Genomic DNA, 7,590 nt, shown 5'->3' with positions numbered 1-7,590 from the left:
TGGCGGAAGGGATCCACGCGTTCCCATCTCGAACACGACCGTTAAGCCTTCCAGCGTCGATGGTACTTGAACCGCAGGGTTCTGGGAGAGTAGAACGTTGCCAAGCAACTGAAAGAGTCTTTTTGGATAATTTCCAAAAAGACTCTTTTTTTTGTATCTGTAAATATTGTTTTTTTAACCATACTAATCCTACGAGGAGGGATGACGATGAGATCAACAAGCCGCATGAGATGGATGAGCAGGGTGTGTCTTTGTTCAATAGTAACGCTGATGATGAATGGTTGCTCAACCAAGATGGACGAAGTTAAGGAAGAGACAAATCCACTTCACTCTTTAAGTCATGTAGGAAGCATGGGGCTCGCGCCTAATCAAGAACCGAAGAAGATGCCGCAGGCTGTGGCTGTAAATCCTACTTTTCAAAACTCTGCTAAACCGGTCGTGAAAGGTATTTATGTATCAGCCTGGTCCTCCGTAGGCAGCAAGTTCGAGCAATTGATTGAACTGGTGGAGCAGACGGATTTAAACGCGATGGTAATTGATGTGAAGAACGATTCGGGCCAAGTAACCTATCCCTCAACGGTTCCATTGGTCAACGAAATTGGGGCGAACAGCCACGTCATTATACAAGATATGAAAGTGAAGCTGCAGCGATTGAAGCAGAAGCATATTTATACAATAGCTAGGCTTGTTGTGTTTAAGGATCCTTATTTAAGTAAGAAGAAGAGTATATATGCGATGAAGAACAGAGACGGTAGTGTTTGGAAGGATGCGAAGGGGGTTGCTTGGGTAGACCCCTACAAGACAGATGTGTGGGATTATAACATTCAAATCGCTGATGAAGTAGCTAGTCTAGGTTTTGATGAGATTCAGTTTGATTATGTGAGATTTCCGGAGAATGGGCAGAAGGTGGATCGAGAGGTGCTGTTCGATAACCCGCAGAACCTCAGTAAGGCGCAGGATATCGCAACCTTTTTGCATAGGGCGAAAGAACAGATCGGCAATAAAGCTTACATTTCAGCAGATGTGTTCGGATTAACGACATCCTTACCTAATGATATGGGCATTGGTCAAGATTGGGCGATGATTAGTAAGGAGGTCCATTTCATTTCACCTATGTTATACCCTTCGCACTATACCAGCGGCATCTATGGCATCAAAAGCCCTGATTTGCAGCCGTATGCGGTTATTCATCAAGCAGTTAACGATGCCAAATGGAAAAATCATCAGCTAGCGAGAACTAGTAGTCAGGTTGCACAGATCAGGCCGTGGTATCAGGATTTTACGGCAACTTGGGTTAACCCGCATAAGAAGTATGGTGTGATTGATGTAAAGGAGCAGATTAAGGCAGCGAAGGAGCAAGGGATCGAACAGTTCCTACTCTGGAATCCAAGCAGTACGTACTCCTATCGTTAACGGAATCGACTTATTCGAGGTGAGGGGGAGCTGTAGGCTCTTCCTTTTCCTTGACACCAAAAATAGCTCTTTGTTAAGATTGCAATCATACGAAAGAATGAGCAGAAGCTTATGAATCAAGCTTTCTTCAGTTAGAGGGCTTTAAGGAGGATATGGTACGCTGTGAGAGAAGATAAGTTTGGCAAGGAAGGTTTAACGTTTGATGATGTGCTGTTGGTGCCGAGGAAGTCGGAAGTTTTCGGTAAAGAGATCGACGTTTCAACGCAATTAGCTCCTGGTGTGAAATTAAATATCCCTTTCATTAGCTCGGCTATGGATACAGTGACGGAGTCTGCGCTAGCGATTGCTATGGCTCGTGAAGGTGGCATCGGGATCATTCATAAGAATATGCCGATTGAGTTGCAAGCTGAGCATGTTGATCGTGTCAAAAGATCGGAAAGTGGCGTTATCACGAATCCATTCTCCTTGACACCTGAACATCATGTGTATGATGCAGAAGAGTTAATGGCGAAATACCGCATTTCGGGGGTGCCTATTGTTAATGAGGACAACCGTTTGGTGGGTATTTTGACCAATCGCGACTTGCGCTTTGTACATGATTATTCTATTAAAATTAAAGAAGTGATGACGCAGGAAGGTCTTGTGACAGCACCCGTTGGCACAACCCTTCAGCAAGCAGAAGGCATCCTTCAGAAGCATAAGATTGAGAAGCTGCCTTTGGTCGACGAGAATTTCGGTCTCAAAGGGTTAATTACGATTAAAGATATCGAGAAGGCTATTCAATTCCCTAACTCAGCTAAAGATGCACAAGGGCGTTTACTAGTTGGTGCCGCAGTTGGTGTGTCTAAAGACGTGCTAGAAAGAGCGGCAGCGCTTGTTACAGCGGGAATTGACGTCATCGTCGTAGATTCTGCACATGGACATCATATTAACATCGCAGAGACTGTGAAGAAGTTGAGAGCTCAGTATCCTGAACTGCCAATTATCGCAGGTAATGTAGCAACTGGTGATGGCACACGTGATTTGATTAAAGCAGGGGCTTCCATGGTGAAAGTCGGAATTGGCCCTGGATCGATCTGTACAACTCGCATTATTGCAGGGATTGGTGTCCCACAAATTACAGCGATTTACGATTGTGCTCAAGCAGCCGCTGAATTTGGTGTACCAATTATCGCTGACGGTGGGATCAAATACTCCGGTGATGTGGTTAAAGCCATTGCTGCGGGCGCTAGCGCGGTTATGATTGGTAGTCTTTTTGCAGGGACAGAAGAGAGTCCTGGTGAGTCTGAGATTTTCCAAGGTCGCAGATACAAGGTTTACCGCGGAATGGGCTCCTTAGGTGCGATGAAGGAAGGCAGCAAGGATCGGTACTTCCAAGAGAACGAGAGCAAGCTTGTTCCGGAGGGTATTGAGGGTCGTGTGGCTTACAAAGGGCCAATGGCAGATACCGTGTATCAACTCGTCGGTGGACTTCGTTCAGGCATGGGGTATTGTGGTGCGCGCAACATTCAAGAACTTATTCATGATACGCAATTTGTTCGTATTACGGGAGCAGGTTTGAAAGAAAGCCATCCGCATGATATTCAAATTACCAAAGAAGCACCAAACTACTCGATGTAAGTTATCGATAATAGGATGAAATTGGAGGCGTGGGCGTCGAACCCACGTTTTCTTTTTTTGATATAGATGATGCAGAATTATTTCTCGGGAAATGATCGTATTCTAGATGAACGGCGCAGACATTTATTTCGTCTAATGGGGTGTGATACAATATAACGTGTCATATGTGTTAGTCAAACATTATTTAGGGAGAGTGAAATTGTGAGATTTTTACGTTGGACAAAGAAAAAGGTTGCTTTGGTGTTAGGTATTAGCTTAATTGCTCAATCCTTACTTTTACATATACAACCAACCTATGCGGCAGATGAGAAAAAGCCAGCGGCTTCTCCATCACCAGCGGCGGCGACAACGCCTGCTCCGAATGCAGGGACTACACCAGCGCCTGCACTGAATGAACCTCAAGTAGCAGCTAAATCTGCGATTATTATGGAAGCTAGCACAGGAGCAGTTCTGTATCAAATGAATGCAGACGAAGCCTTCCCGCCGGCAAGTATGGCGAAGATGATGACGGAGTATTTGGCGATGGAGAGCATTAAAGAAGGCAAGTTTAAATGGGACTCTCCTGTAACAGCAACGAAGAATGCAGCGGACGTTATTGGCTCCGGACAGTTGATCGCCGAGAACGAAACGCTGACTTTCAAGGATATGTTCAATGCGATGTCCATTTATTCTGCGAATGATGCGTCTGTGGCTTTTGCCGAATTACTAGGCGGTACTGAAGAGAACTTTGCGAAAATGATGAATGACAAAGCGAAACAGCTAGGAATGTCGGATAAGGCTCATTTTATTAGTGCGACAGGACTTTCACGTGCCGATCTTAAGAATCCACCTGCTTCTATTGAAGGTGAGACAAAAATGACAGCTCGCGATGCGGCGATTCTTGCTTATAACATTTTAAAAGATCATAAAGAAATTCTTGAGTTTACGAAAATCCCTTCCTTGAAGCTTAGAGCAACAGATAAAACGGCGATGATCAACTGGAACTGGATGCTTGAAGGGAATTCAACGAACACCAACTTTAAGAAATATGCCTATGCGGGGTTAGACGGTTTGAAAACAGGCTCTACCGATGATGCTGGCTATTGCTTCACGGGAACGGCAGAACGTAATGGTATGCGTATGATCACAGTTGTTATGGGGACGAAGACGGAACCAGAACGTTTCAACGAAACACGTAAGCTGATGGACTATGCATTTAATAATTTTGAAATAAAACCATTCTTAAATGCGAAACAGACGATAGATTCTTTGAAAAGTGTGAACATTAAGAAGGGTGTACAATTAGAAGTACCTCTTGTTACGAAAACGGGTTTAACGTTCGTTGCTAGAAAAGGCGCGAAAGACACAGATTTCACAGTAACTACTGAGTCTGTTGAAGAAGCTAAGCTAGTAGCTCCAATTGCAAAAGGGGATGCGCTTGGCAAAGTGAAAGTGAGCTACAATGGGCAAGAAAAAACAGTAGATCTAATTGCAGACGGGGATGTTGAAAAAGGCAGCTGGATCCGATTGCTGTTCCGCTCCATTAAAAACTTCTTCAGCGATATGTTCAATGGGATTAAAGGCGGGTCTTAGGCCATAAAATGGGTTGTATATTAACCCTCCTTCATGTAAAATTGTTGTTTAGAAGTTTATATCGAATCGTGTAGGGAACTACACCGAAATTGCATAGAAGCTATAGGAGGAAATCAAGAATGGAAACAGGAACTTCCCGCGTTAAAACAGGTATGGCCGAAATGCAAAAAGGCGGCGTGATCATGGACGTTATGAACGCCGAGCAAGCTAAAATCGCTGAAGCAGCTGGCGCATCCGCTGTTATGGCACTTGAGCGCGTACCCGCTGATATTCGTGCAGCAGGTGGCGTATCCCGCATGGCGGATCCAACAATCGTTGAAGATGTCATGAAAGTTGTATCCATTCCAGTCATGGCGAAAGCAAGAATCGGACACTTCGTTGAAGCGAAAATTCTTGAATCCCTAGGCGTTGACTATATCGATGAGAGTGAAGTACTTACTCCTGCGGATGAAGTATTCCACATCAATAAACGTGATTTCACAGTGCCTTTCGTATGTGGTTGCCGCGATCTTGGCGAAGCTTTGCGTCGTATCGGTGAAGGTGCATCCATGCTTCGTACGAAAGGTGAGCCAGGAACAGGTAACATTGTTGAAGCGGTTCGTCACATGCGTCAAATTCAAGGTCAAATCCGTAAAGTTCAAAGCATGTCTTTGGACGAATTGATGTTCGAAGCGAAAACACTTGGCGCTCCTTACGAGTTGATGCTTCAAGTTCACCAAACAGGTAAGTTGCCTGTTGTTAACTTCGCAGCTGGCGGTGTGTCTACACCTGCTGATGCAGCGCTTATGATGCACCTTGGTTCTGACGGTGTATTCGTTGGATCCGGGATTTTCAAATCCGATAACCCAGAGAAGTTCGCAAAAGCGATCGTTGAAGCTGTAACACATTACACAGACTTCAAATTGATTGCTGAAATTTCCAAAAACCTAGGTGCCCCTATGAAGGGAATCGAAATTTCTAAGCTTCAAGCTTCCGAGCGTATGCAGGAGCGCGGCTGGTAATGACGAAGATTGGGGTTCTCGCGCTGCAAGGCGCGGTAGCAGAGCATATACGTGGTATTGAAAAAGCAGGCGCAGAAGGTGTCGTTGTTAAACGTACTGAGCAGCTCGCTGAGCTAGATGGCATTATTCTCCCTGGTGGAGAGAGCACGACAATTGGTAAGCTTATGCGCACATATGGCTTCATCGATGCGCTGCGTGAGTTCTCCGCGGCAGGCAAGCCGGTGTTCGGCACCTGCGCAGGGTTGATCGTTATCGCGAAAGAGATCACCGGACAGCCGGAAGCTCACCTTGAGCTGATGGATATTACGGTGGCTCGCAACGCGTTCGGTCGTCAACGCGAAAGCTTTGAGACGGACTTGCCGATCAAAGGCATTGACGAGAACGTTCGCGCGGTATTCATTCGGGCCCCACTCATTGAGAAAGTGGGACCGGATGTTGATGTATTGGCCACGTATGACGGCCAGATCGTCGCTGCGCGGCAAGGCCATCTCCTTGCGGCGTCGTTTCACCCAGAGCTGACGGATGATTTCCGTCTGCATAGTTATTTCTTAGACATGGTAAAGCAAAGCCAAGCATAACCAATGGTTCAAGCACCCCGAGTTAACCGGATTGCCGGTATGGGTGCTTGCTTCCATATACAAACCATTTTGCGCTAACGGAGGAATCTCCTTGTTTGATGTAAAGTTACTTCGAAGTGATTTAGCAGCTGTACAAGCTGCCATGCAAAACCGCGGCAAGCAGATCGAGGAGCTTAATGGCTTCACAGCGCTAGACGTGAAGCGCAGAGAGCTGCTGCAAGAAACGGAACAGCTCAAGAACCGTCGTAATACCGTTTCCCAAGAGGTAGCGGGGCGCAAGAGATCCGGTGAAAACGCGGATGAGCTGATTCAAGAAATGAAAGTGGTCGGAGACCGCATTAAAGAGCTTGATGATGAGATCCGCGTCTTAGACGAGTCGTTACAACAAGTTTTGCTCTCCATCCCGAACATGCCACATGCCAGCGTTCCTGTAGGTCGTACGGAGGAAGAGAATGTGGAAGTACGCCGTATTGGCGATATTCCATCGTTCGATTTCGAAGTAAAGCCGCATTGGGAAGTTGCGCAAGAATTAGGCATTCTGGATTTCGAAGCTGCGGCGAAGGTAACGGGCTCGCGTTTCGTGTTCTACAAAGGGCTTGGTGCCCGCTTAGAGCGCGCTTTGATCAACTTCATGATGGACCTGCACAGCGATGAGCATGGTTATGAAGAAATGCTGCCTCCGTATATCGTTAACCGTGATAGCTTAACGGGTACAGGCCAACTTCCGAAGTTTGAGGAAGATGTGTTCAAGGTTGAGAATTCGGAATATTTCTTGATTCCGACAGCAGAAGTACCGGTTACGAATTATCACCGTGAGGATATCCTTACAACAGAACAGCTACCGGTTAACTTCGTGGCATTCAGCGCTTGTTTCCGTTCAGAAGCAGGATCTGCTGGTCGTGATACACGTGGTTTAATCAGACAGCACCAATTCAACAAAATTGAGCTTGTTAAGCTTGTAAAGCCCGAAGACTCCTACGACGAGTTGGAGAAGCTTACAGGGCATGCTGAGCGCGTCCTACAGCTATTGAAGCTGCCTTACCGTGTGCTGTCACTCTGCACAGGTGATATTGGCTTCACGTCGGCGAAGACGTATGATCTGGAAGTATGGCTGCCGAACAGCGGTGCGTACCGCGAGATCTCCAGCTGCTCGAACTTCGAAGACTTCCAAGCGCGCAGAGCGAACATTCGCTTCCGCCGCGATGCGAAGGCGAAACCGGAGTTCGTGCACACCCTGAATGGTTCAGGTTTAGCGCTTGGCCGAACAGTGGCTGCGATTCTTGAAAATTATCAGCAAGCGGATGGTTCGATTATCGTTCCGGACGTGCTTGTACCCTACATGAACAACGTTAAAGTCATCACAAAAAAATAGCACTTGCATCGAGTGACAGTTATGTGCTACAATG

6 protein-coding genes and 1 rRNA gene are annotated in these 7,590 nt (G+C 46.4%); all 7 read left to right on the top strand.

All coding sequences use genetic code 11. The features are described 5' to 3' along the window. Positions 1-106 (top strand): 5S ribosomal RNA (rrf, locus tag AC58PV_RS27515); the annotation flags it as partial. A 101-nt stretch (positions 107-207) separates the two neighbouring features. Then, positions 208-1,413, top strand: a complete 1,206-nt coding sequence (locus AC58PV_RS27510) for a putative glycoside hydrolase (protein ID WP_497435883.1) — start codon at positions 208-210, stop codon at positions 1,411-1,413. Between the two features lie 162 nt (positions 1,414-1,575). Then, positions 1,576-3,033 (top strand): IMP dehydrogenase, encoded by a 1,458-nt coding sequence (guaB, locus tag AC58PV_RS27505; RefSeq protein ID WP_497435882.1) that lies wholly within the window; start codon positions 1,576-1,578, stop codon positions 3,031-3,033. A 201-nt stretch (positions 3,034-3,234) separates the two neighbouring features. Then, complete coding sequence (locus AC58PV_RS27500) at positions 3,235-4,605, top strand: D-alanyl-D-alanine carboxypeptidase family protein (RefSeq protein ID WP_497435881.1); 1,371 nt, start codon at positions 3,235-3,237, stop codon at positions 4,603-4,605. A 119-nt stretch (positions 4,606-4,724) separates the two neighbouring features. Next, a complete protein-coding gene (gene pdxS, locus AC58PV_RS27495; protein ID WP_057314892.1) occupies positions 4,725-5,606 on the top strand; it encodes a pyridoxal 5'-phosphate synthase lyase subunit PdxS in 882 nt (293 codons plus the stop codon). Beyond that, on the top strand, positions 5,606-6,184 hold the full coding sequence (gene pdxT, locus AC58PV_RS27490) for a pyridoxal 5'-phosphate synthase glutaminase subunit PdxT (RefSeq protein WP_068669666.1): 579 nt from the start codon (positions 5,606-5,608) through the stop codon (positions 6,182-6,184). The genes pdxS and pdxT overlap by 1 nt, the downstream gene beginning before the upstream one ends. 91 nt (positions 6,185-6,275) lie before the next feature. Further along, entirely contained in the window at positions 6,276-7,556 is a 1,281-nt protein-coding gene (gene serS / locus AC58PV_RS27485; RefSeq protein ID WP_497435879.1) for a serine--tRNA ligase, read from the top strand. Positions 7,557-7,590 lie beyond the last annotated feature (34 nt).

The organism is Paenibacillus sp. J22FR83 (assembly GCF_059691955.1).
The sequence above is the reverse complement of the archived record's forward strand: the minus strand, read 5'-3'. Positions and strand labels throughout refer to the sequence as shown.

Excerpts from the sequence above, each read along its gene's own strand:
- pdxT (WP_068669666.1), top strand. The coding sequence starts at position 5,606 with ATGACGAAGATTGGGGTTCTCGCGCTGCAAGGCGCGGTAGCAGAGCAT.
- pdxS (WP_057314892.1), top strand. The coding sequence starts at position 4,725 with ATGGAAACAGGAACTTCCCGCGTTAAAACAGGTATGGCCGAAATGCAA.
- AC58PV_RS27510 (WP_497435883.1), top strand. The coding sequence starts at position 208 with ATGAGATCAACAAGCCGCATGAGATGGATGAGCAGGGTGTGTCTTTGT.